Consider the following 21,004-nt stretch of genomic DNA (forward strand, 5'->3'; position numbering starts at 1 on the left):
TTCTGCGCGGCGGACAGGAAAGAGAAGTTGCGCAAAGTCTGTTGCGCAATATCTGTTGTGCAGTTTTTCTTTCGCATCTACGGTGGGGGCATGCCGCGCGAGGAGAACCGCTACGTCACCGATCTGGGCACGCTCAAGGCGCTCGCCCACCCGCTGCGCATGAAGCTGTACCGGCTGCTGTTCGTCGCCGGGACGGCGACCGCCTCGCACCTGGCCGAGCAGGTGGACGAGGCCGTGTCGCTGGTCAGCTACCACCTGCGCAAGCTCGCCGAGCACGGACTGATCGAGGAGGCCGAGCCGCGCAGCGCGGACGCGCGGGAACGCTGGTGGCAGCCCGCCTCGGACGGTGTCTCCATCCGCGACAAGGACTTCCAGGACGCCCCGGAGAAGGTGGCGGCGCACCTGGCGGCCTCCCGGCTCTTCCTGCAGCAGCGAGCCGAGATGTACCGCACCTACCTCGACGAGCGCGCCCACTGGGGGCCGGAGTGGAACGCGGCCGCCCACGACGGTGAGTCGCTGCTGCGGCTGACGGCGGCCGAACTGGCCGAGCTCAAGCAGGCCATGCAGGACCTGCTGAAGAAGTACGACGACCAGGGCCGCGCCCGTGAGGCGGCCGGCGACACCGAGGGGCGCGAGCACGTCGCGCTGCACGTGTACGGATTCCCGTTCCGCGTCTGAGAGAGGCCGCCACAGTGACCACCGTGTCCGCGACATCCGCCGACGCACCCGTCGTCGAACGCCCCGCGCACCGCGATGCCAACGTGTTGCGCTGGCTGGCCGCCTACACCGCGTCGATGGCGGGGGACAACATCTACTACCTCGCCCTGTCCTGGGCGGCGGTCCGGGAGGGATCGCCCGCACAGGCCGGGGCCGTGATGGCGGTGAGCGCGCTGCCCAGGGCGCTGCTGATGCTGGGCGGGGGAGTGGTCGCGGACCGGCTCGGTCCGCGCCGGGTCGTCATCGGCAGCGACGCCGTGCGGTGCGCCGCCGTGCTCGCCGTGGCCGCCCTGCTGGGGCTGACCAGCCCCGGGCTGTGGCCGCTGACCGTGCTCGCCCTGGTCTTCGGCACCGTCGACGCCGTGTTCATGCCCGCCGTGGGTGCCCTGCCCGCACGCGTGACGAGCCGGGGCCAGCTCGCCCGCGTCCAGGGCATGCGGGGCCTGGCGATCCGGTTCGCGAGCGTCGTCGGCGCCCCGCTCGGCGGGCTGTGTGTCGCACTCGGCGGTGCGGCGGCCGCCTTCGGACTCGCCGGGCTGCTGATCGCCGTCTCCGTGCCGCTGCTGGTCTCCGTACGGATGCGGGACCTGCCCCCGGACGACACCGTCGGGGCCCGTGACACCACCCCCTGGCGCGACATGGTCGCCGGCCTGGGCTACATACGGCGGCACCGCGTCCTGGCCCCGCTGATGCTGGCCATCGCCCTCGGCGACCTCGGCTTCACCGGTCCGCTCAACGTCGGCCTCACCCTGCTGGCCGACGAACGCGGCTGGGGCGCCTCCGGCATGGGCTGGATACTGGCCGGGTTCGGCACCGGGGCGGGCGCCGCCTCCCTGCTGCTCGCCGTGCGCGGGCGGCTGCCCCACGCGGGACGGCTGGCCGCGTACCTGATCTTCGCGGGTTCCCTGGCCATCGGCGCCCTCGCCTACGCCCCCGGTGTCGTGGCGGCCGTCGTGGTGGCCGCGCTCATCGGCCTCCTCGCGGGACTCAGCGGCGCGCTGTGCGGCGCGCTGCTGCAGACCCACGCCGACCCTGCCTGCCTGGGCCGGGTCACGGCCGTGGCCGGCCTGGTCAGCCTGGGCCTCGCCCCGCTCAGCATGCCGCTGTCCGCCGCCGCGATCGGGGCGTTCGGAACCGGTCCGGTGTTCGTCGTCAGCGCGGCGGTGTGCGCCCTGGGCGGCGTCGTCGCCCTGGCCGCCCCCGGCCTGCGCCACGCCCAACTACCCCGCTGAGCCACCGCCCGCCGGACCCCGCAGACCTGACCACCGCCCGCCGGACCGGACACCGGTCCGCTCAGAACCCGAGCTGCTTCGTCTCCGACACCTTCGAGATCGCGTCCTGTTCGCCCTCCAGCTCCACGCGGGCCGCGTTCTGCCGGCCGAACGCGAACAGCAGCAGTTCCGACGGTTCGCCCGTCGCCGTCACCACCGGGGTGCCGCGGTGCGCGACGGCGGTCTGGCCGTCGGGGCGGCGCAGCACCAGGCCCGTCGGGATGCCCCGTCCCAGCAGCCGGGCGGTGCGCTCGAGCCGGGACCACAGGGCGTCCTGGAAGACGGGGTCGAGCTCGCGCGGCGTCCAGTCGGGCTGGGCGCGCCGGACGTCCTCCGTGTGGACGTAGAACTCGACCGTGTTGGCCGCCTCGTCGACCTGCTTGAGCTGGAAGGGGGAGAAGCGCGGCGGTCCGGTGCGGATCAGCTGGATCAGCTCCTCGTACGGCTTCGCGGCGTACTCCTGGAGCACCTTCTCCAGGCGGGGCGCGAGCGGTTTGATCAGCGCGCCCCCGGCCGCGTCCGGGCGCCGCTCGCGCACCACCACGTGCGCGGCGAGATCCCGGGTGAGCCAGCCCTCGCAGAGAGTCGGCGCCTCCGGACCCGCGGTCTCCAAGAGGTCGGCGAGCAGAAGCCGTTCACGCTTGGCAAAGGTCGACATGGAGTCAGCCTACGACCACGGTGCGCGTCCGCGCACCGGACGCGCCCCCGGGCTGTCACCGCCGCGCGGCACAATGGCATCCATGACCAGCACGCCCGGTACTCCCGCCCGTCACCCGACCACCGCCCCTCGTCAAGGCGCTTCGCGCCACAGTGTTCCCCCCAGCAGCCTCGACCCCGAGATCGCCGCGCGCCTCAAGCGCAGCACCGACGGACTCATCCCCGCGATCGCCCAGCAGTACGACACCGGAGAGGTGCTGATGCTGGGCTGGATGGACGACGAGGCGCTGCACCGCACCCTGACGACCGGCCGCTGCACCTACTGGTCGCGCAGCCGCCAGGAGTACTGGGTCAAGGGCGACACCTCCGGGCACTTCCAGTGGGTGAAGGCCGTCGCGCTCGACTGCGACGCCGACACCCTGCTGGTCAAGGTCGACCAGGTCGGCGCCGCCTGCCACACCGGCGCCCGCACCTGCTTCGACGCCGATGTACTGCTCAAGGACGGCGATTGCGCCGCTCCGGCGTCCGGTCAGTAGGGTCAGCGGCCATGGACCTCGAGACCTTCCGCAAGCTCGCCACCGACCGGCGCGTCATCCCGGTCACGCGCAAGCTCCTCGCCGACGGCGACACCCCGGTCGCGCTCTACCGCAAGCTCGCCGCCGAGCGCACCGGCACGTTCCTTCTGGAGTCGGCGGAGAACGGCCGCTCCTGGTCCCGGTACTCCTTCGTGGGCGTCCGCAGCGCCGCCACCCTGACCGAGAAGGACGGCCGCACCCACTGGCTGGGCGCGCCGCCGGTCGGCGTCCCCGTCGAGGGCGACCCGCTGGCCGCCCTGCGGGCCACCGTCGAGGCCCTGCACACGCCCCGCGACCTCGCCCACGACCTGGGCCTGCCGCCCTTCACCGGCGGCATGGTCGGCTATCTGGGCTACGACATCGTGCGCCGCCTGGAGAAGGTCGGCCCGGGCGAGCGGGACGACCTGCGGCTGCCCGAGCTGACCATGCTGCTCACCTCCGACCTCGCCGTCCTCGACCACTGGGACGGCACCGTGCTTCTGATCGCCAACGCGATCAACCACAACGACCTCGACACGGGCGTCGACGAGGCGTACGCGGACGCCGTCGCCCGCCTCGACGCGATGGAGGCGGACCTGTCCCGGCCGGTCGCCCAGCCCCCGGCCGCGCTGCCGCCGTCCGCACTGCCCGAGTACACCGCGCTGTGGGGCGGCGAGGACTTCCAGTCGGCCGTCGAGGACATCAAGGAGCGCATCCGCGCCGGCGAGGCCTTCCAGGTCGTCCCCTCGCAGCGCTTCGAGACGCCGTGCACGGCGAGCGCGCTGGACGTCTACCGGGTGCTGCGGGCCACCAACCCCTCGCCGTACATGTACCTCTTCCGCTTCGAGGGATTCGACGTCGTCGGCTCCTCGCCGGAGGCCCTGGTCAAGGTCGAGGACGGGCGGGCCATGGTCCACCCCATCGCGGGCACCCGCCCGCGCGGCGCCACTCCGCAGGAGGACCAGGCCCTCGCCGAGGAACTGCTCGCCGACCCCAAGGAGCGCGCCGAGCACCTGATGCTCGTCGACCTCGGACGCAACGACCTGGGCCGGGTCTGCGAGCCGGGCTCCGTCGAGGTCGTCGACTTCATGTCCATCGAGCGGTACTCGCACGTGATGCACATCGTCTCGACCGTCACCGGGCGGGTCGCCGAGGGCCGTACCGCCTTCGACGTGCTGACCGCCTGCTTCCCCGCGGGCACCCTGTCCGGCGCGCCCAAGCCGCGCGCCCTGCAGATCATCGACGAACTCGAGCCGTCCCGGCGGGGGTTGTACGGCGGCTGCGTCGGCTACCTCGACTTCGCCGGCGACTCCGACACCGCCATCGCCATCCGCACCGCCCTGTTGCGCGGCGGCACGGCGTACGTCCAGGCCGGAGCCGGCGTGGTCGCCGACTCCGACCCGGTCGCGGAGGACACCGAGTGCCGCAACAAGGCGGCGGCGGTCCTCCGCGCGGTGCACACGGCCAACCGCCTCACCTCGTAGGGAGGTTCGGCGGTCGGGCGGTGCGGCGGCTCAGCCGGTGAAGGCGGCCGTGCCGTTCGGGACGCCGAGCCCGGACGGGCCGTCGTACCCGGTGGTGCCGGTGCACAGGTACGAGCCGGAGCAGCTGCCGTTGGAGCCGCTGGTCACGTCGTACAGCGCCGAGGTGTGGGCGTACGGGAACGAGGCCGGGTACGAGCCGGAGGACGGGGAGCCCGCCAGCGCGTAGGTCGCCGCTATCAGCGGGGCCGAGGCGCTGGTGCCGCCGAACACCATCCAGCCGGTGGCCTGCCGGTAGCTGTCGTACACGGCCACACCGGTGTTGGGGTCGGCCACCGCCGAGACGTCGGCGACGGTGCGCTTCGCGCAGCCGCTGTCGGTCTGCCAGGTGGGCTTGGCGTCGTAGGCGGAGCAGCCCGAGCCCGCGCCGCTCCACACGGTGTCGGTCCAGCCGCGCGAGTTCGACGCGGTCCTGAGGGACGTACCGCCCACCGCCGTCACGTACCGGGACGCGGCCGGGTACTCGACGCCGTATCCGTTGTCACCGGAGGAGACGGTGATGGCGACACCGGGGTGGTCGAAGTACTGGGTGTCGAAGGTCGGGTCGCTGGAGGACTCGCCGCCGCCGTAGCTGTTGGAGACGAACTTCGCGCCCAGCCTGACCGCCGTGTTCACGGCCGTGCCGAGGTTGGTCATGCTCGCCGAGGAGGCCTCCACCAGCAGGATCTTGCAGTTGGGGCAGGCCGCGCTGACCATGTCGAGGTCGAGGGAGATCTCCTCCGCCCAGCCGGAGTCGCCCCGGGGATAGCTGGTTCCGCCGTTCTGGTCGGCCTTCCTGAAGCAGCCGTTGGCCGTGGTGCAGGCCGGCAGCCCGTACTGCGAGCGGTAGACGGCGAGGTCGGCCTCGGCGTTCGGGTCGTCGTAGGCGTCGACGATCGCGACCGTCTGCCCCGAACCCCCGTCGGCGGAAGGCAGGTTGTAGGCGGCCTGCAACGAGGCGGGGCCGTACCCGGACGGCGCGGCGGCGGCCGTCAGGTCGCTCTCGGCGTGTGCGGACCTGGGGGTGCCCGCGACGACCTTCAGCGCGTTGCACGCCATGACGTTCTTCTGCGTCGGGGCCGCACAGGAGTGCGCGACGCTGACGCCGTGCGCCGTCGACGTCGTGGACGTCGAGGGCGCGGCCTGGCCGAGCGGGGCGGACAGGGCCAGGCCGGCCGCGGCGAGCGTCGCCACGGCGGCAGCAGAAAGGGTTCTGCGCAACGTAGTCCTCCACGAGGTGGGTGAACCGGGAGAGGTGTGGGGGGTGCGCACTGCAACCGGTCGCGCTGGGTGGGCGCGCCGGTCGCGCAGAACGTATGTGTGGCCCGTACACGTCAACAAGAAGGAAGTTGAACGTGGGGCTTTCCTTTGCTCGTTGCTGAAGATCTCCGCGCCGCTCCCGGGAAGATCATGGGGAAACGATGACGTCGCCATGGGTTGACGGACGCCGAGGGGCTCGACGGGCGCCGAGGGGTCCCGAGGGGCGTTGGCGGACCCGGGTGACGGTTTCCCGGGGGTTCGGGTGATAGTGGAGTACGTGACAGCCGTACCTCACCCCCGCATCGAAGCCGCCGCCTCCGCCCGGTCCGGCCGCCGCAGCCTCGCCGTAGCCCTGCTGTGCGGCGCCCTCGGCGCGGCCGTGGCGCTGCTGGCCTCCCGGCAGCGCTGGGCGGCGGGCACCGCCGCGGTGGCCGGCGGCGACTACACCCTGACCGCCAAGGGCAGCGAGGTCACGGGCGTGCCCGCGGCGCTCGCCATAGTGGGCCTGGCGGCGCTCGTCGCCGTCTTCGCCGTCCGCCGCTCCGGCCGCCTGCTGGTCGCGGGTCTGCTCGCGCTCTCCGGCGCCGGGACCGTCGGCGCCGCCCTGACCGGCGCCGCGAACCGCGCCGCGCTCGACGAGAAGGCGGCCCAGGCCTCCGGCGACACCGCGGCGACCGCCGCCTCGCTCACCCACACCGGCTGGCCCTACGTCGCGGCCGCCGGCGGGGTGCTGATCCTGCTGGCCGGACTCCTCGCCCTGCGCTACGGCCGACTCTGGCCGGCCATGAGCGGCCGCTACGAGCGCTCCGGTGCGCCCCGCTCGCGTGCCACCCGTCCGGTCGATCCCGACCGCCCCGAGGACCTGTGGAAGGCCCTGGACCGCGGCGAGGACCCGACCGGCACCGATTCCGCCTGACCGCGGCGGCCCGCCCCCGGCCGAAGGGCCACGCCAGGAGCCACCCCCGATCACGTCGCGTGCACGCGTACGGGACAATGACTTCCGAGCGTCCGGCTCAGACACGTACAAGCAACGAGGAGCAAGTCATGGCGGGCAGCAGCCACGGTCACACCCCGGCCGCCTGGACCGGTGTCATCATCGCCTTCATCGGTTTCTGCGTCGCGGGCGCCTTCATGGTGATGGCCCAGCCGGTCGGCTTCTGGGTCGGCATGGGTGTCGTGCTGCTCGGCGGTGTCGTCGGTGGCGTCATGCGCATGATGGGCCTCGGCCAGAAGGGCGAGCACCCGGTGCACCAGCTCGCCACCAAGAGCTGACGAACCGAACATGAGGGGCGGCTCCGGCCGCCCCTCACGCACAGCCGCGGGCAGCCACCCCGCACGCGCGCATGCGGCCCGTGCGGGGCAGAATGCGGGGTGTGAACGCCGACAGTCGCAGGGGGACGTACGGCCGCGCGGTCGTACCCGGTCCGAGGCGTGCGTACGAGGACCCGCCGGCACCGCCGATGCACGCCGCCGCCGTCCTGGGACGGCTGGCCGTCCCCGCCGCCGTGCTGGCCGCCGTCGCCGGCGCCTTCGCGTACGTGGGTGCGGTGGATCCCAACGAGTCCGGCCACTACCCCGTCTGCCCGCTGCTGCGCTACACCGGCCTGTACTGCCCAGGCTGCGGCGGCCTGCGCAGCGCGCACGCCTTCGTCCACGGCGACCTCCTCACCGCCCTGCACGACAACGCCCTGGCCGTCGCGGGCTATCTGGTCTTCGCCGTGGTGTGGATCGCGTGGGCGGTCGGCGCGGCGCGCGGCCGGCCGCCGCGGATCGGGCTCGGCCCCGCGTACCTGTGGAGCCTGGGCGCGCTGCTCGTCGCCTTCACCGTTGTCCGGAACCTGCCCTTCGGTGGCCTGCTCCACCCTTGATCGGCCGGCGTATGTCCAGGTAGTGGGACCGCCGTCCTCCGGATGCGAGGCCTTCGCCCTCCTCCGGATACCATCGCAGTGACCGCCGGTTTCCGACCCGCTCGATCCGCCCGATCCGCGTGACGCGGGCCGCCGGGGGCCGCTCGATCCGCTGGAACATCACACCGTCTGGAAGGGGGCCGCTCGCGTGAGTGTGCTCGACGAGATCATCGACGGAGTCCGTGCCGACCTTTCGGAGCGGCAGGCGCGCGTCAGCCTCGACGAGCTCAAGGAGCGCGCGGCGAAGGCTCCGGCCGCCAAGGACGGAGTGGCCGCGCTCAAGGGCGACGGCGTCAAGGTGATCTGCGAGGTCAAGCGCTCCAGCCCGTCCAAGGGCGCCCTCGCCGCGATCGCCGACCCGGCCGGGCTCGCCGCGGACTACGAGGCGGGCGGCGCGGCCGTCATCTCGGTGCTGACCGAGCAGCGGCGCTTCGGAGGCTCGCTGGCCGACCTGGAGGCGGTCCGCGCCCACGTGGACATCCCGATCCTGCGCAAGGACTTCATCGTCACGTCGTACCAGCTGTGGGAGGCCCGGGCCTACGGCGCCGACCTCGCCCTGCTGATCGTCGCCGCCCTCGACCAGCCGGCCCTGGAGTCGCTGATCGAGCGCGCTGTGTCCATCGGACTCACCCCGCTCGTGGAGGTCCACGACGAGGACGAGGCGGAGCGCGCGGTCGACGCGGGCGCCAAGGTCATCGGCGTCAACGCGCGCAACCTCAGGACGCTCGAGGTCGACCGCGACACGTTCGAGCGGGTGGCCCCGGAGATCCCCGACGGCATCGTCAAGGTCGCCGAGTCCGGCGTCCGCGGCCCGCACGACCTGATCGCCTACGCCAACGCCGGAGCCGACGCCGTCCTGGTGGGCGAGTCGCTCGTCACCGGCCGCGACCCGAAGACGGCGGTCGCCGACCTGGTGGCCGCCGGAGCCCACCCGGCGCTGCGCCACGGCCGGAGCTGAGAAGCCGGTAGGGTGACGCCGATGACTCTCACCGTGACGACCGTGGACCGGCACGCCCGCCTCGCGCGCGGCTGCCGCCCGAGGGGCTGCCGTGCCCCCGCGAGGCGTGTCCACGGCCGTCGCGTGCGCTACGTCATCGGTGACGAACCCGGCCAGGTGAACGGCCGTCGATGGCAGCGCCCCTCCGGGGGCGCGGGGCTGCGTCCGACGCGCGGCCACCGCCGCGCGGGCGTGAGCGACCACTGACGGCCCGCGGCTGACGGACCCATCCCCGCCCCCACGGCGAACAGTGTCTTTCCGCACACACTCACCGTGAGGTTCTGGCATGCCCAGCGATTTCTTCTTCCCTGACCCGGAAGGTCAGGTCCCCGGCGCCGACGGCTACTTCGGCGCATACGGCGGCAAGTACATCCCGGAGGCGCTCGTCGCCGCCGTGGACGAGGTCGCCGTCGAGTACGACAAGGCCAAGAGCGACCCGGCCTTCGCCCGCGAGCTGGACGACCTGCTCGTCAACTACACCGGCCGGCCCAGCGCCCTCACCGAGGTGCCGCGGTTCGCCGAGCACGCCGGTGGCGCCCGCGTGTTCCTCAAGCGCGAGGACCTCAACCACACCGGCTCCCACAAGATCAACAACGTCCTGGGCCAGGCCCTGCTCACCAGGCGCATGGGCAAGACCCGGGTGATCGCCGAGACCGGCGCCGGCCAGCACGGCGTCGCGACCGCCACCGCGTGCGCGCTGTTCGGCCTCGAGTGCACGATCTACATGGGCGAGATCGACACCGAGCGGCAGGCCCTGAACGTGGCCCGCATGCGCATGCTCGGCGCCGAGGTCGTCGCCGTGAAGTCCGGCAGCCGCACGCTGAAGGACGCCATCAACGAGGCCTTCCGCGACTGGGTCGCCAACGTCGACCACACCCACTACCTGTTCGGCACCGTCGCCGGGCCGCACCCCTTCCCGGCCATGGTCCGCGACTTCCACCGGGTCATCGGCGTCGAGGCCCGCCGCCAGCTCCTCGAGCGCGCCGGGCGCCTGCCCGACGCCGCGATCGCCTGCGTCGGCGGCGGCTCCAACGCCATCGGCCTCTTCCACGCCTTCATCCCCGACGAGGGGGTCCGGCTCATCGGCTGCGAGCCGGCCGGCCACGGCATCGACACCGGCGAGCACGCGGCCACCCTGACCGCCGGCGAGCCCGGCATCCTGCACGGCTCCCGCTCCTACGTCCTCCAGGACGACGAGGGCCAGATCACCGAGCCGTACTCCATCTCGGCCGGCCTGGACTACCCGGGCATCGGCCCCGAGCACTCCTACCTCAAGGACTCCGGCCGCGGCGAGTACCGCGCGGTCACGGACGACGCCGCGATGCAGGCCCTGCGCCTGCTGTCGCGCACCGAGGGCATCATCCCGGCGATCGAGAGCGCCCACGCCCTGGCCGGCGCCCTGGAGGTGGGCCGGGAACTCGGCCCGGACGGGTTGATCGTCGTCAACCTCTCCGGTCGCGGCGACAAGGACATGGACACCGCCGCCCGCTACTTCGGCCTGTACGACACCGACGCCGAGGTGGCCGCCGACGAAGCCGACACCGCCGAGATCGAGGGGGACGCCAAGTGAGCGGGAACATCCGACTGCTGAACGACACCCTCGCCGGCGCGAAGGCGGAGGGCCGGTCCGCGCTCATCGCCTACCTGCCCGCGGGCTTCCCGACGGTGGACGGCGGCATCGAGGCGATCAAGGCCGTCTTCGACGGCGGCGCCGACGTCGTCGAGGTCGGGCTGCCGCACAGCGACCCCGTCCTGGACGGGCCGGTCATCCAGACCGCCGACGACATCGCCCTGCGCGGCGGCGTCAGGATCGCGGACGTCATGCGCACGGTCCGCGAGGCCCACGAGGCCACCGGCAAGCCGGTGCTGGTCATGACGTACTGGAACCCCATCGACCGCTACGGCGTCGAGCGGTTCACGGCCGAGCTCGCCGAGGCGGGCGGCGCCGGGTGCATCCTGCCGGACCTGCCGGTCCAGGAGTCCGCCCTGTGGCGGGAGCATGCCGACAAGCACGGCCTGGCGACGGTCTTCGTCGTCGCCCCGAGCAGCAAGGACGAGCGGCTGGCCGAGATCACCGGGGTGGGCTCCGGCTTCGTCTACGCCGCCTCGCTGATGGGTGTCACCGGCACCCGCGAGTCGGTCGGCGCGCAGGCCGAGGACCTGGTGCGGCGCACCCGCGCCACCGGCACCGCCCTGCCCGTCTGCGTCGGCCTCGGTGTCTCAGACCGCGCCCAGGCCGCCGAGGTCGCGGGCTTCGCCGACGGCGTGATCGTCGGCTCGGCGTTCGTCAAGCGGATGCTGGACGCCCCGGACCACGCGGCCGGCGTCGCGGCCGTCCGGGACCTCGCGGGCGAACTGGCGCGCGGGGTGCGCGGACAGGCGTAGTGATGCGGGAGCGGTCGGGCGTCGTGCCGGCCGCGAGGGGCGGTGGCCGCCGCGCCACGAGAGGGCCGCGGCGGTCACTTCGAAGCACATGATCACCCGAACGGGTGGACCTGGGACCGGGGAGGCGCAATGCGCCTCCCCGGTTCGTTCTGGTGGTGTGAGCAACAAGAACGATGAGGGAAGGCGCACCGCCCGCCAGCGGCTGGCGGTCGAGCGTGAGAAGCAGAAGGCCTCGGAGCGGCGGCGGCGCACGCTGATCGTGGCCGTCAGCGTGGTCTGCGTGCTGGGCCTGGCGACGGTGATCGGCGTGCTCGCGGCGAACTCCGGCAAGAAGAAGGGCGCCAGTACCGGCCCGGTCGTGGCGCCCTCGGGGGCGCAGGGCAAGGACGCCCTCGCGATCCCGGTCGGCAAGGACGGCGCCAGGTCGACGCTCACGGTGTGGGAGGACTTCCGCTGCCCGGCCTGCCAGGCCTTCGAGGCGGCGTACCGCCCGACGATCCACCAGCTGACCGACGCCGGCAAGCTCAGAGCCGAGTACCACATCGTCCGGCTGATCGACGGCAATCTCGGCGGCACCGGCTCGCTTCGCGCGGGCAACGCCGCGGCCTGTGCCCAGGACGCCGGAAAGTTCCGCGACTACCACGACGTGCTGTTCGAGAACCAGCCCAAGGAGACCGACGACGCCTACGCGAACAACGACAAGCTGATCGCGCTGTCGGGCAAGGTGAGCGGCCTGGACACGCCGGCCTTCACCCAGTGTGTGAAGAAGGGCACGCACGACAGCTGGGTCGACAAGTCCCACAAGGCGTTCCAGGCCCGCGGCTTCTCGGGCACCCCGACCGTGCTGCTGAACGGCAAGAACATCGCCCAGGACCGCACCATGACCCCCGCGAAACTGAAGCAGATGGTGGAATCGGCCGCCAAGGGCTGACCGCCTGGTGACGCCCTGGAGCGGGCCGCCCGTTATGGACCCGTGTCCGGGCGGCCCCACGTGGCTCCGCTCCGGCTGCGGTAGCGTCGACCTTGCCATGGAACTTGCCTACATTCCCAGCCCGTCGCGCGGTGTGCTGTACCTCGGACCGATTCCGCTGCGCGGCTATGCGTTCTGCATCATCATCGGCGTCTTCGTCGCCGTCTGGCTCGGCAACAAGCGCTGGATCGCCCGCGGCGGACGGGCCGGCACGGTGGCGGACATCGCCATCTGGGCCGTGCCGTTCGGCCTGGTCGGCGGCCGGCTCTACCACGTGATCACGGACTACGAGCTGTACTTCAGCGCGGGCCGTGACTGGGTGGACGCCTTCAAGGTGTGGGAGGGCGGCCTCGGTATCTGGGGTGCGATCACGCTCGGCGCGCTGGGCGCGTGGATCGGCGCCCGGCGCCGGGGCGTCCCGATGCCCGCCTACGCCGACGCCGTCGCGCCCGGTATCGCCTTCGCGCAGGCGATCGGCCGCTGGGGCAACTGGTTCAACCAGGAGCTGTACGGGCGCGAGACGCACGTTCCCTGGGCGCTGCACATCACCTCCTCGGCCGACGGCCGGATGCCGGGGTACTACCACCCGACGTTCCTGTACGAGTCCCTGTGGTGCGTCGGCGTCGCCCTGCTGGTCATCTGGGCCGACCGCCGCTTCACGCTGGGCCACGGCCGGGCGTTCGCGCTGTACGTCGCCGCGTACTGCGTGGGCCGCGGCTGGATCGAGTACATGCGCGTCGACGACGCCCACCACATCCTCGGTCTCCGTCTGAACGACTGGACCGCGATGATCGTGTTCCTGCTCGCGGTGACCTACATCGTGGTGTCGGCGAAGAAGCGGCCGGGCCGGGAGACCGAGGTCGAGCCGGGCCTGTCCGCCGCGGGCGAGGGAACCGAGGCACCGGCCGCCACGGACACGGACGCGAAGGCCGCCGGCCCGGACAGCCCGGACAGCTCCGACGCGAAGACGGCCGCCGACACGGAGGACCAGGCCAAGGACGAGGTGCCGCAGGACGAGGACCCCGGGAACGCCGGGTCCGAGGACGCCGCCGTCAAGGACGGGGCCGGGTCGGCCAAGAAGGGCTGACGCCGGCCGCACGGCCGTACGCGCACGAGGGCGCTCCCGGGATCCGGGGGCGCCCTTCAGGTCATGCGGACGTCACGGACGTCGCCGTGCGGCGCCCTCAGCATCGGCGGGCCAGCGCCAGCGTCCGGCGCGCCGCCGCCACCACCGCCGCGTCGACGAAGCGCCCGTCGGCGAGCGCCTGCGCACCCTGGTCCACGGTGGCCGCCTTGACGATCGTCTCGGCCTCCTCCAGTTCCCGGTCGGTCGGCAGATAGGCGCGCTCGATGATCGGCAGCTGGCGGGGGTGGATGGCCGCGCGGCCCAGGAAACCCAGGGCGCGGCCGTGGGCGCAGGAGGCCGCGAGCCCCTCCAGGTCCCGGATGTCGGGGTGGACGGACTGGGCGGGCGGGGCGAGACCGGCCGCGCGGGCGGCGACGACGATCCGGGCCCGGCACCAGTCGAGGCCCCCGTCCTGCCGTACCCCGAGATCGGCCCGCAGATCCGCCTCACCCAGCGAGACACCCCGCAGGGACGGATGCGCGCGGGCGATGGCGTAGGCGTGCTCGATGGCCAGGGCGCTCTCCAGCAGGGCGTACAGCGGCGGCCCCGAGCCGCGGGAGGCCGCGGAGCGCCCCGCGGCCCCCGCCCGCTCCGTCCGCCGCGCGACCCGCACCACCTGCCGCGCCGACGTCACCTTCGGCAGCCGCAGCCCGGCCAGCCCCGGCCGGGACGCCACCGCGTCCAGGTCGGCGTCGGCGAGCGGCCCGTCGACCGCGTTGACGCGCACATGGACCGGGACCGGCGGCGGCTCGGAGAGCAGTTCGGCGGTGGCGGCGCGGGCGTACGCCTTGCGGTGCGGGTCGACCGCGTCCTCCAGGTCGATCACCACCACGTCGGCGCCCGAGGCCAGGGCCTTGCCGACCACGTGGGGGCGGTCACCGGGGGCGTAGAGCCAGGTGAGCGGGAAGTGGGCGGTGGCCGTCACAGCGCGCCCTCCGCGCGCAGCGCGGCCAGCTCCTTCGGGGTGAGGCCCAGCTCGGTCAGCACCTCGTCCGTGTCCGCGCCGTGCGGGCGGCCCGCCCAGCGGATCGCGCCCGGGGTCGCGGAGAGCCGGAAGAGGACGTTCTGCATGCGCAGCCGTCCCAGCTCCGGGTCGTACAGCGTGGCGAAGGTGCCGAGGGCCTGGTACTGCGGGTCCGCCAGCACGTCCCGTACGTCCTGGACCGGCGCGATCGCCGCCTGGGCCTTCTCGAAGGCGGCCAGCACCTCCGTGCGGGTGTGCCGGGCGATCCAGTCGCCGACCGCCTCGTCCAGGACGTCGGCGTGGGCGGCCCGTCCGGTGCCGGTCGCGAACCACGGTTCGTCGGTCAGCTCCGGGCGGCCCACCAGGCGCATCACCCGTTCGGCGACCGACTGCGCGGAGGCGGACACGGCGACCCAGGTGCCGTCGCAGGTCCGGTAGGTGTTGCGCGGGGCGTTGTTCTCGGTGCGGTTGCCGGTGCGGGGCTGGACGTAGCCGAGCTGGTCGTACCAGAGGGGCTGGGGGCCGAGGGCGGTCAGGATCGGCTCGATGATCGCCAAGTCGACGATCTGGCCGGCGCCGGTGCGCTCCCGCGCCGCCAGCGCGGTCATCACCGCGTACGCCGTGGCCAGGCCCGCGATGGAGTCGGCGAGCCCGAACGGCGGGAGCGTCGGCGGCGCGTCCGGCTCGCCGGTGATCGCGGCGAACCCGCTCATCGCCTCGGCCAGGGTGCCGAAGCCGGGCCGGGACGCGTACGGGCCGAACTGGCCGAAGGCGGTGACCCGGGCGAGGACCAGGCGCGGGTTGGCCGCCGACAGCTCCGGCCAGCCCAGCTCCCACTTCTCCAGGGTGCCGGGGCGGAAGTTCTCCACGATCACGTCGGCGCCGGCGGCCAGCCGCAGCAGGGTGGCGCGGCCGCCGGGCGTGGACAGGTTCAGGGTGATGGTGCGCTTGTTGCGGCCCAGCAGCTTCCACCACAGGCCGACGCCGTTCTTCGCCGGGCCGTGGCCGCGGGCCGGGTCGGGCTTGGCGGGGTGTTCGACCTTGATGACCTCGGCGCCGAAGTCGCCGAGCATGGTGGCGGCGATCGGCCCGGCGAAGAGGGTGGCGAGGTCCAGGACGCGCAGACCGGCGAGCGGCGCCGGTGCCTCCGGCTCGGGTGTGTGCGGCGTCATGGGCGGGACGCCTCCCGATGGGTGAGGTGGGCCAGGGTGTCGAAACCGGTGCCGTGGAACTCGCCGACGGACGTGGCCAGTCGGTTCTTCAGCGGGGCCGTCCAGCGCTCGGGCAGCGCGGCGGGGGAGCCGGCCAGCAGACCGGTGACGGACCCGGCCGTGGCGCCGTTCGAGTCGGTGTCCCAGCCGCCGGAGACCACCCGGCAGATGGCGCCCTCGAAGTCGCCGTCGGCGTGGGTGAGGGCGGCGGCGATCAGCGCGGTGTTCGGCACGGCGTGCACCCAGTGGCAGGTGGCCGAGTGGGTGGCGTGCAGGGCGTCCACCACCGTGTCGAAGTCCTCGTGGGAGCGGGCCAGCCGGACGGCCTGCCGGACCGCCCGGGCGAGCCGGGAGCCGGGCGGCACCACGGTCAGGCCGGTGGCCAGACAGCCGTGCACGTCGTGCGCGCCGGTCGCCGCGGCCGCGATGACGGCGGCGGTGAACATCGCCGCGTAGACGCCGTTCGCGGTGTGCGTGAGGGTGGCGTCGCGGTGCGCCTGCTCGGCGGCGGCCGCCGGGTCGCCCGGGTTGGTCCAGCCGTGCACGTCGGCGCGGATCAGGGCGCCGATCCACTCGCGGAAGGGGTTGCGGTGGCGGGCGGTGCGCGGAGGTTCGATGCCGAGGAGGAGGTTGCGGTAGGCGACGCGTTCGGCGGTGAAGGTGCGGCCGGCGGAGAGCTCCTCCAGCCAGAGCCGGGCGACGTCGGTGGTGGTGAAGGCCCTGCCGTGGCGTTGCAGCAGGAGCAGGTTGATCAGCGGGTAGTCGAGGTCGTCGTCCTCGGGCATGCCGTCGATGTTCTCGGCGAGGCAGCAGGACGCGGAGCGGCGGTTCCACGGGTACCGCGCCGCCAGGTCCTCGGGGACGCCACGGGCCGTGAACCAGGTGTTCAGGGGCCAGTTGCCGGTGACCCGGGCGAGCTGGCGGATGCCGTCCAGCGGGAGCTTCTCGACGGGTTTGCCGAGCAGACAGCCCGCCGCCCGGCCGAGCCAGGCGGCCTCGAAGCGGGCCTGGTCGGTCGCCGCGGGACGGTCGGCCGGCGCCGGCCAGTCCGGGCACAGCGCCTTGATCGCGGCCAGGTCCGTCGGTTCCGCGTCCGCCAGCCGGCTCGGCAGCTCGGCCAGTTCGTCCAGGAGGTCCTCCGCGAGCAGACGCAGATAGCGTGAGGCGGGCTCCGGGGAGGCACCCGCCCGCGCCGGCGCCTCGGGGCCGCCCGCCGCCCGCCACCGTGCCGCGATCGCCGACGGCTCCCGGCCGTCCTGCACCGCCTGGCGCAGCTCGTGACCCAGCAGGTCCTCCGGCTGGACCCAGGTCAGTCGGAGCATCCCGGACCTCCCATCTGGGCGAACGCCCGCTCGTGGGCGCGCCGCCGTCGTACGTCCCTGTCGAAGATCTCCCGGGTCACCCCGGTCAGCGTGCGCGCCGGCTCCCACAGGTCCAGCCGGCTGGCCTCCGACACCGTCTTCGCCCAGTCCTCCGGGACCGGCGAGCCCAGCGCCCCCGCAAGCGCCCCGGCCATCGTCGCGATGGAGTCGCAGTCGCGGCCGTAGTTCACCGCACCGAGGACGGCCTGGCGGAAGTCGCCGCGCGCCACCGTCAGCATGCCCAGCGCGACGGGCAGTTCCTCGATGGCGTGCAGCCGGGACGGCCGGCGGGCGCCGAGCGAGGGGTTGCGGTAGTCCGGGCCGACCGTGTCGTACGGCGCGACCGCCGCCCGCAGCGGGCCCAGCGCCGACTCGAAGTCCGTGTGAGCGCGGGCCACTTCGCACACCTTCTCGATCGCCGCCCGGGTGCCGTCCTTCGCCAGGGACAGACACGCCGCCACCACCGAGTCGGGCGTCGCCCCCGGCGTGCAGGCGGCCGCCACTGCGGCGGCGAGGACACCGGCCGCCTCACGTCCGTACGACGACTGGTGGGCGCCGGCGACGTCGAGGGCCTCGGCGTACGCGGCGGCCGGATCGGCCGCGTTGACCAGGCCGACCGGGGCCATGTACATCGCGGCACCGCAGTTGACGATGTTGCCGACACCTGCCTCGCGCGGGTCCGCATGGCCGTAGTGCAGCCGGGCCACCAGCCACTTCTCCGCCAGGAACACCCGGTGCAGCGGCAGCGCCTCCGCCTCCAGCTCGGGGATCCAGCGGGCGTTCGTCATCAGGTCGGGGACCAGGTGGTCGGCGATCGCGTGGGCGTCGAGATGGTCGCGGACCCGGGCGTACACGCGGACCAGCGCGTGCGTCATCAGGGTGTCGTCGGTGACGTGGCCGTCCCCCTTGTGGTACGGCGCGAGGGGACGGGCGGTGCGCCAGTCGTCGCCGTGCCAGGGGCCGACGACACCGTGGATCCGGCCGCCGTGGCGCTGGAGGATCTGGTCGGGAGAGTAGCCCTCGACGGGTCCGCCGAGGGCGTCGCCGACGGCCGCGCCGACGAGCGCCCCGGTGATCCGCTCCTCCAGACACGCCTCGCGGCGGCCGGGTCCCCGGGTTTCTTCTGCTGTGGGCGTCATGCCCCGAATCATCCTCCTGGCGCGGCCGGTTGTGCGGCTTCCAGAAGCCCGGCGAGTTCCACCAGATCGGTGCCGGTGAGGCGGGGCAGCACACAGCCGGACAGGGTGCGGCAGGCGTCCCGCCAGGACTCCGGGATGGCCTCGGCCCCGCCGAGAGCACCGGTGAGCGCGCCTGCCAGGGCAGGGGCGGAGTCGGCGAGACGGGACAGGCACACCGCGGCGGGCAGGGCCCGGTCGATCCGGCCGCCGGCCGCGGTGGCCAGGGCCAGGGCCACCGGAACCGTCTCGGCGGCGGCGATGCCGTAGCTGTAGACGTGGTCGACGATCTGGTGCTCCAGCAGCGGCACCAGCGCGAACGCGCCGTCGCTGTCCTCGGCCAGCTTCAGCGCGTGCCGGGCGTTGCGGCCGATCTCCGTGCCCTCGGGGAGTTCGGCCAGCGCGGCCGTGACGCAGTGCTCGACGCCGGCACCGGCGAGGGCCGCCGCGAGCGCCGCCGCCATCGCCCGGGCGCCGTGCACACCGTCGCCGTCCTGGGTGTAGCGGGCGTCGAACTCGGCGAGTTCGGCGGCGCGGCCGGGGTCGCCCGGGTGGGCGACGGCCAGCACACACGCTCGTACACAGGCCGCGTCGTCGAAGTAGTGCGGGTTGTCGTGCCCGGTGGCGGGCGGACGCAGGCCGGTGGCCAGGTTGCCCAGACCGGCCCGCACCGAGATGCGGGCGCGCAGCGGCAGCACCGCGGACTCCACCTCGGGCGCGCGTTCGGCCGCCGCGGCGACCTCGCTGGCCACCGCGTTCCAGGTGAGGTCGATCGCGGCCCGCACCCGCCGTTCCCGGCTGAGGTCGCCCAGCGCGTCGTCGTCCCCGGCCCGCAGCACGGCCTCCGCCGCGAACACCGCCCATTCGGCGTCGTCGGACGGGCCGAGGCACAGCGGCTCGGGCGGCTGGTTGAGGGCGATCGGGACGGGCAGCGTGGTCGTCGCGTTCTGCTCGGCGAAGGTGTCCAGCTCACGGGTGAGCCGCCGGGTCCACTCGGGCATCCGCGCGGCCCGGTGCCGCCCGGCCGGCCACCCGGCGGCGTCACCGGCGGCCAGCCCCAGCAACAGCCCTTCGATCCGTCTCCGGCTTCTCATGCTCATGCAACCACCTCCATCTGGTCGTAGGTGAGGACGAGGGACCTGAGTGGCGGGGCAGGGGAGGACCGCGCGGACGGTGGGAGTAGGAGTGGGAGTGGGATGTGTGTCGTGTCGCGCACCGGGGACAGGAGGCGCGTCATGCCGTGCGATGCCGCACGGCCGGTGGGTGGGGCAGCGTGACCATTCGGCCCGCCCGGGCACACGGACGGCCCGGCGCCGCCCGCCGGAGGGCGTGGCGGCGAGGTCTGCGTCCGCCGGCGCGGGCGGGGGTCTTTCGGTGTGTCGTCGGTGTCTCATGGCGGCCGCCTCGGTCGGGGGCTTCCGGCGGGGAGGTGTGCGGTGTGTGGGGGCGAGTGTCGCGGTGGGGTCCGCCCGGGCACACGGACGGCCCGGCGGCGCCTGCCGGACGGTCTGGCGGCGGGGTCTGCGTCCGCCGGCGCGGGCGGAAGGCTTTCCGTGTGGCGTCGGTGTTTCGTGGTCGCGGCCTCGGTCGGGTGGCTTCCGGCCGGGAGGTGTGCGGTGTGCCGCCGGGTGGGGCTTCCGTCCGCGTCGGTGTGTGCGGTCGTCGGACCGGGCGGGAGTCCTTCGATGCGTGGTCGGCCTCTCATGCTCCGATCTCGCTCTCGTCGCCGGTGAGGGTGCGGGCGGCGGGGCAGAGGAGGGCGGCGCGGCGCACGGAGGCGTCCGGACGCAGGGCGTCCCGGCGAGCTGTCGGCCCGGCTCCCCGCGCCCCGCTCCCGGCCGTCTCCACCAGGAGGTCCGCCAGGTCCAGCACGTGCCGTCCGGCCATGGACGGCAGGCAGCTGCCGCGTGCCGGGCCGATGGCCGCCGCCCAGTCGGCCGGGATGGCGGTGGCACCCTGGGTCGCTCCGGCCAGGGCGCCCGCGACCGCCGCCGTGGTGTCGGCGTCGCGGCCCATGTTGACGGCCGTGAGGACCGCGTCGCGGAAGTCGCCGTCGGCGGCGGCGTACGCGCCGAAGGCGAGGGCCACCGCCTCGGGGGCCAGGTCGGTCCAGGGGTAGCCGCCGATGACCACCGCGCGGCGCACCGCCCGTTCGCCGTGGTGGGCGGCGGCCGTGGCCCGGCGCAGCGAGCGGGCCGTCCAGGAGTCGTCCGGTACGACGGCGAGGGCGGCGGCCACGACCGCGACCGGGGCCGCGCCCGCCATCGCCGCCGCGACCCCGGCCGCCACCGCCCGGCCGCCGTGGATGCCCTCGCCCTCGTGGCTGACCGAGCCGTCGATGGCGACCAGCCGGGCCGCCTCGGCGGGCCGCCCCGCGGCGAACACCCCGAACGGCGCCGCCCGCATGGCCAGGCCGTCGCTCCAGGCGTGCCGGTGCTGGGCCGAGATGGGCGCGGCCAGGCCCCGGCGGAGGTTCTCCAGGGTGCCCCGCTCGCTGAACCCGGCGCCGCGGAAGGGGCCGTCGGCGCGGTCGGCGATGTGCTCGTGCCAGGCCGCCTCCGCATGGGCCGGGGTGAGCGCGGATCCGTGCCGGGCGAGCAGCAGCCCGGAGAAGAGGGCGTACTCGGTGTCGTCCGTGCCGGCCGGGTGCTCGGTGACGTAGCCGGTGATCCGGCCCCAGCGGGCGCGGATCTCGGAGGGCTTCAGGTTCTCCGCGGGCGCCCCGAGGGCGTCTCCGACGGCGAGGCCGAGCAGCGCGCCGCGCGCCCGGTCGCGCAGGGCGGCCGGAGGATCACCGGCACTCGATGCCATCGCGGGCTCTCCTCTCCAGGGCGCCGAGACGGGCGCAGAACCCTTTGCGGAACTGTCCCCGGTCCGCGACGCCACGCAGCCTCGCCGAGCGCACCATCACCCGTACGACATCTGTGCG

The 21,004-nt window shown here is 74.0% G+C and carries 21 protein-coding genes; 13 read left to right on the plus strand and 8 right to left on the minus strand.

Features of this window, described 5'->3' with window-relative positions; translation table 11 throughout:
* Positions 1–90 precede the first annotated feature (90 nt).
* Positions 91–678 carry an ArsR/SmtB family transcription factor gene (locus IE318_RS24465; RefSeq protein ID WP_189903689.1) on the plus strand — a complete coding sequence of 196 codons (588 nt, stop codon included), beginning with the start codon at positions 91–93 and terminating at the stop codon, positions 676–678.
* Positions 679–701: 23 nt separating this feature from the next.
* A complete protein-coding gene (locus IE318_RS24470; RefSeq protein ID WP_229903727.1) occupies positions 702–1,949 on the plus strand; it encodes an MFS transporter in 1,248 nt (415 codons plus the stop codon).
* A gap of 61 nt (positions 1,950–2,010) precedes the next feature.
* On the opposite strand, the gene IE318_RS24475 is transcribed toward IE318_RS24470, so the two are convergent.
* The gene (locus IE318_RS24475; RefSeq protein WP_189903691.1) at positions 2,011–2,646 is read right to left on the minus strand and encodes a TIGR03085 family metal-binding protein; all 636 of its coding nucleotides are present in this window, start codon (positions 2,644–2,646) and stop codon (positions 2,011–2,013) included.
* Between the two features lie 82 nt (positions 2,647–2,728).
* Between IE318_RS24475 and hisI the strand changes: the two genes are divergently transcribed.
* Complete coding sequence (hisI, locus tag IE318_RS24480) at positions 2,729–3,181, plus strand: phosphoribosyl-AMP cyclohydrolase (protein WP_189903692.1); 453 nt, start codon at positions 2,729–2,731, stop codon at positions 3,179–3,181.
* Between the two features lie 11 nt (positions 3,182–3,192).
* Positions 3,193–4,683, plus strand: coding sequence for an anthranilate synthase component I (locus IE318_RS24485; RefSeq protein WP_189903694.1), 1,491 nt, complete (start codon positions 3,193–3,195; stop codon positions 4,681–4,683).
* A gap of 30 nt (positions 4,684–4,713) precedes the next feature.
* Here IE318_RS24485 and IE318_RS24490 read toward each other — a convergent pair whose 3' ends face one another.
* The gene (locus IE318_RS24490; RefSeq protein WP_373311257.1) at positions 4,714–5,991 is read right to left on the minus strand and encodes a S53 family peptidase; all 1,278 of its coding nucleotides are present in this window, start codon (positions 5,989–5,991) and stop codon (positions 4,714–4,716) included.
* Positions 5,992–6,247: 256 nt separating this feature from the next.
* Here IE318_RS24490 and IE318_RS24495 point away from each other — a divergent pair, with 256 nt between their 5' ends.
* From IE318_RS24495 to lgt, 9 genes are all read left to right on the plus strand, one after another.
* A complete protein-coding gene (locus IE318_RS24495) occupies positions 6,248–6,895 on the plus strand; it encodes a TIGR02234 family membrane protein (protein WP_030167638.1) in 648 nt (215 codons plus the stop codon).
* Positions 6,896–7,023: 128 nt separating this feature from the next.
* Complete coding sequence (locus IE318_RS24500) at positions 7,024–7,251, plus strand: HGxxPAAW family protein (RefSeq protein ID WP_189903698.1); 228 nt, start codon at positions 7,024–7,026, stop codon at positions 7,249–7,251.
* A 92-nt stretch (positions 7,252–7,343) separates the two neighbouring features.
* Entirely contained in the window at positions 7,344–7,847 is a 504-nt protein-coding gene (locus IE318_RS24505; protein WP_189903813.1) for a DUF2752 domain-containing protein, read from the plus strand.
* Between the two features lie 187 nt (positions 7,848–8,034).
* Complete coding sequence (gene trpC / locus IE318_RS24510) at positions 8,035–8,844, plus strand: indole-3-glycerol phosphate synthase TrpC (RefSeq protein WP_030167630.1); 810 nt, start codon at positions 8,035–8,037, stop codon at positions 8,842–8,844.
* A 21-nt stretch (positions 8,845–8,865) separates the two neighbouring features.
* Positions 8,866–9,090: a tryptophan biosynthesis modulator TrpM gene (gene trpM, locus IE318_RS24515; RefSeq protein WP_078916987.1), complete on the plus strand. Its 225-nt coding sequence runs from the start codon at positions 8,866–8,868 to the stop codon at positions 9,088–9,090.
* Between the two features lie 79 nt (positions 9,091–9,169).
* Positions 9,170–10,453: a tryptophan synthase subunit beta gene (gene trpB, locus IE318_RS24520; protein ID WP_189903699.1), complete on the plus strand. Its 1,284-nt coding sequence runs from the start codon at positions 9,170–9,172 to the stop codon at positions 10,451–10,453.
* The gene (gene trpA, locus IE318_RS24525) at positions 10,450–11,268 is read left to right on the plus strand and encodes a tryptophan synthase subunit alpha (protein WP_189903700.1); all 819 of its coding nucleotides are present in this window, start codon (positions 10,450–10,452) and stop codon (positions 11,266–11,268) included. The genes trpB and trpA overlap by 4 nt, the downstream gene beginning before the upstream one ends.
* A 157-nt stretch (positions 11,269–11,425) precedes the next feature.
* Positions 11,426–12,199, plus strand: coding sequence for a DsbA family protein (locus IE318_RS24530; RefSeq protein ID WP_189903701.1), 774 nt, complete (start codon positions 11,426–11,428; stop codon positions 12,197–12,199).
* Between the two features lie 97 nt (positions 12,200–12,296).
* Complete coding sequence (gene lgt / locus IE318_RS24535) at positions 12,297–13,325, plus strand: prolipoprotein diacylglyceryl transferase (protein ID WP_189903702.1); 1,029 nt, start codon at positions 12,297–12,299, stop codon at positions 13,323–13,325.
* Between the two features lie 97 nt (positions 13,326–13,422).
* Here lgt and IE318_RS24540 read toward each other — a convergent pair whose 3' ends face one another.
* From IE318_RS24540 to IE318_RS24565, 6 genes are all read right to left on the minus strand, one after another.
* On the minus strand, positions 13,423–14,289 hold the full coding sequence (locus IE318_RS24540) for an HpcH/HpaI aldolase/citrate lyase family protein (protein ID WP_189903703.1): 867 nt from the start codon (positions 14,287–14,289) through the stop codon (positions 13,423–13,425).
* Positions 14,286–15,500: a CaiB/BaiF CoA transferase family protein gene (locus IE318_RS24545; protein ID WP_189903705.1), complete on the minus strand. Its 1,215-nt coding sequence runs from the start codon at positions 15,498–15,500 to the stop codon at positions 14,286–14,288. The genes IE318_RS24540 and IE318_RS24545 overlap by 4 nt, the downstream gene beginning before the upstream one ends.
* Positions 15,497–16,861 (minus strand): ADP-ribosylglycohydrolase family protein, encoded by a 1,365-nt coding sequence (locus IE318_RS24550; protein WP_189903707.1) that lies wholly within the window; start codon positions 16,859–16,861, stop codon positions 15,497–15,499. The genes IE318_RS24545 and IE318_RS24550 overlap by 4 nt, the downstream gene beginning before the upstream one ends.
* On the minus strand, positions 16,849–18,039 hold the full coding sequence (locus IE318_RS24555) for an ADP-ribosylglycohydrolase family protein (RefSeq protein ID WP_189903709.1): 1,191 nt from the start codon (positions 18,037–18,039) through the stop codon (positions 16,849–16,851). Before IE318_RS24555 ends, IE318_RS24550 begins: the two co-directional genes overlap by 13 nt.
* Before the next feature lie 8 nt (positions 18,040–18,047).
* On the minus strand, positions 18,048–19,169 hold the full coding sequence (locus tag IE318_RS24560; protein WP_189903815.1) for an ADP-ribosylglycohydrolase family protein: 1,122 nt from the start codon (positions 19,167–19,169) through the stop codon (positions 18,048–18,050).
* A gap of 607 nt (positions 19,170–19,776) precedes the next feature.
* Positions 19,777–20,886 carry an ADP-ribosylglycohydrolase family protein gene (locus tag IE318_RS24565; protein WP_189903711.1) on the minus strand — a complete coding sequence of 370 codons (1,110 nt, stop codon included), beginning with the start codon at positions 20,884–20,886 and terminating at the stop codon, positions 19,777–19,779.
* Between the last annotated feature and the right edge of the window lie 118 nt (positions 20,887–21,004).

This window comes from Streptomyces spiralis (assembly GCF_014654675.1).
GTDB lineage: Bacteria > Actinomycetota > Actinomycetes > Streptomycetales > Streptomycetaceae > Streptomyces > Streptomyces spiralis.